Source organism: Streptomyces sp. SID9727 (genome assembly GCF_010550605.1).
GTDB lineage: Bacteria > Actinomycetota > Actinomycetes > Streptomycetales > Streptomycetaceae > Streptomyces.
In genome coordinates, this window is sequence record NZ_JAAGNI010000308.1 from 1 (window position 1) to 2,428 (window position 2,428).

The 2,428-nt window shown below is 71.3% G+C and carries 3 protein-coding genes; 1 reads left to right on the forward strand and 2 read right to left on the reverse strand.

Annotated elements, in window-relative coordinates; translation table 11 throughout:
* A partial coding sequence (locus tag G3I41_RS20340) for a DUF5685 family protein (protein ID WP_343242185.1) occupies window positions 1-273 on the reverse strand: 273 nt, incomplete at its 3' end.
* Between the two features lie 305 nt (window positions 274-578).
* On the opposite strand from G3I41_RS20340, the gene sepF reads away from it, so the two are divergent.
* Entirely contained in the window at window positions 579-1,022 is a 444-nt protein-coding gene (gene sepF / locus G3I41_RS20345) for a cell division protein SepF (RefSeq protein WP_164401815.1), read from the forward strand.
* A gap of 15 nt (window positions 1,023-1,037) precedes the next feature.
* Here sepF and G3I41_RS20350 read toward each other — a convergent pair whose 3' ends face one another.
* The gene (locus G3I41_RS20350; RefSeq protein WP_164401817.1) at window positions 1,038-2,249 is read right to left on the reverse strand and encodes an acyl-CoA dehydrogenase family protein; all 1,212 of its coding nucleotides are present in this window, start codon (window positions 2,247-2,249) and stop codon (window positions 1,038-1,040) included.
* Window positions 2,250-2,428: the final 179 nt, after the last annotated feature.

The following is a 2,428-nucleotide window of genomic DNA, read 5'->3' on the forward strand; positions in this document are numbered from 1 at the left end:
GGCGGCCAGCCGGGCGCCCTCGCCGCGCGCGACGGGCGCGGTGCGCATGGAGCGCAGGGGGCAGGGCCCGGCCGTGCGGCGCTGCGCGGGGGTGCGCTCGGCCTGAGCCTCCGTCAGGACCGAGACGATCAGGCCGTCGTAGTTGGTGACGACCCGGGCGAACTGCCCGTGGTCGGAGCGGAGCGCCAGACAGAGCCCGCAGAGATGGGCCATCCACTCGGTCTTGAGCCTCTCGGAGAGGCGGTGCGTACAGGGCCTGACTATTCCGAACACGGCCGTCCCCCGGGTTTCGTTCACGTGTGCGCCGCACTCGGGCGCGGGCGCGACGGCATCGTACCCAGCGCCCCGTTCACCCGTACGTCCCTCATGTCACCCGTACGGCCGGAGCATCATATTTTCTTTCTTCAGGTCCCCTTACCGGGGCGAAACCTGACGAATCGCCACATCCTCTGCACCAGTACCGTCACGAATGCCCTGCGCGCCGCCTATCCCCTTGGCGCACGATCCGCATCATGGACGACCATAGGGATACGAAAGAGATGCGGAACAACAAGGAACCGCGGTGAGAGGAGGCGTCCATGGGATCGGTGCGCAAGGCGAGTGCCTGGCTGGGCCTCGTAGAGGACAACGACGAGCGGTACTACGACGACGACGAGTACGCCGAGGGTGCACGGACCGGTACCGGTCAGGCATGGGTGACCGATCCCCGGGTGCGGGTGGCCTCCGAGAGCGCCGAGGAGACGGGCCGCCGGATCGCCACCGTGACCCCCGACAGCTTCCGGGACGCCCGCGCCATCGGCGAGCTCTTCCGGGACGGCGTCCCGGTGATCATGAACCTCACGTCCATGGACTCCGCCGACGCCAAGCGCGTGGTGGACTTCGCCGCGGGCCTGATCTTCGGCCTGCGCGGGTCGATCGACCGCGTCGCCACCCGCGTCTTCCTGCTGACCCCCGCCGACACCCAGGTGATGAACGGCGAAGCCGTCGGCCGGCCGGCCGACGGCTTCTTCAACCAGAGCTGACCGCCCTCCGGGCGCTCATCGGAACGCGTCCAGGCCGGTGAGCGCCTTCCCCAGGACCAGCTGGTGCATCTCCACGGTGCCCTCGTAGGTGAGCACCGACTCCAGATTGGTCGCGTGCCGCATCACCGGGTACTCCAGCGAGATCCCGTTGGCGCCGAGGATCGTGCGCGAGGTGCGGCAGATCTCGATGGCCTCCCGCACGTTGTTCAGCTTCCCGAAACTGACCTGCTCGGGGCGCAGCCGCCCCGCGTCCATCCGCTGCCCGAGGTGATGGGCGAGCAGGATCCCCTTGTGCAGCTCGACGGCCATGTCGGCCAGCTTGGCCTGGGTGAGCTGGAACCCGCCGATCGGCTTCCCGAACTGCTCCCGGGTGCGCGCGTAGTCGACGGCCGCCTCGAAGCTGGACCGGGCCGCGCCCATGGCGCCCCAGACGATGCCGTAGCGGGCGTGGCTCAGACAGCTGAGCGGTCCGCGCAGCCCGGTGACCCCGGGCAGGACCGCGTCGGCGGGCAGCCGCACCTCGTCCAGGATCAGTTCACTGGTCACCGAGGCGCGCAGCGACCACTTGTGCCGGATCTCGGGCGCCGAGAAGCCCGGCGCGTCCGTCGGGACCACGAAGCCCCGGACTCCGGTGCCGGCGGGCCCCTCGTCGGTCTGCGCCCAGACGACCGCGACGCCGGCGACGGAGCCGTTGGTGATCCACATCTTGCGGCCGCTGAGCACCCAGTCCTCGCCGTCGCGCTTGGCGTACGTGCGCATGGCGGCGGGGTCCGACCCGTGGTCGGGCTCGGTGAGGCCGAAGCAGCCGATGGTCTCGCCCGCCGCCATGCCGGGCAGCCACCGCTGCTTCTGCTCCTCGGAGCCGTAGCGGTGGATCGCGTACATCGCGAGGGAGCCCTGGACGGAGACGAGTGAGCGGATGCCGGAGTCGGCCGCCTCCAGCTCCAGGCAGGCCAGCCCGTACTGGACGGCCGTCGCACCGGCGCAGCCGTAGCCCCGGAGCGACATGCCGAGCGCGCCGAGGGCGCCCAGTTCGCGGGCCAGCTCGCGGATGCCGGGCAGCTCGCCGTTCTCGTACCACTCGGCGATGTGCGGCAGGACGCGGTCGGCGGCCCAGGTGCGGACGGTGTCGCGGATCGCGAGGTCCTCGGGGCTCAGCAGGTCGTCGACGCCGATCGGGTCACGGGGGTCGAAGGGCGGGAGCTTCGAGGTGGGGGCGGTGGACATGAGGGTGTGCCTCCGGCGGGGGTGCTCGAAAACTAGCAGCGTTAGTTACGGTGCCGTGCCGACGTTACGACCCGGTGTGCCGGACGTCCAGAGTGTCCGGAGCCCGCCCCGCCCGGCCGGCGCCGCGCGGGCACCCGGGACGGCGCGTCGAGCCGGTCCGCGGCCTCGCGCGACGGCGT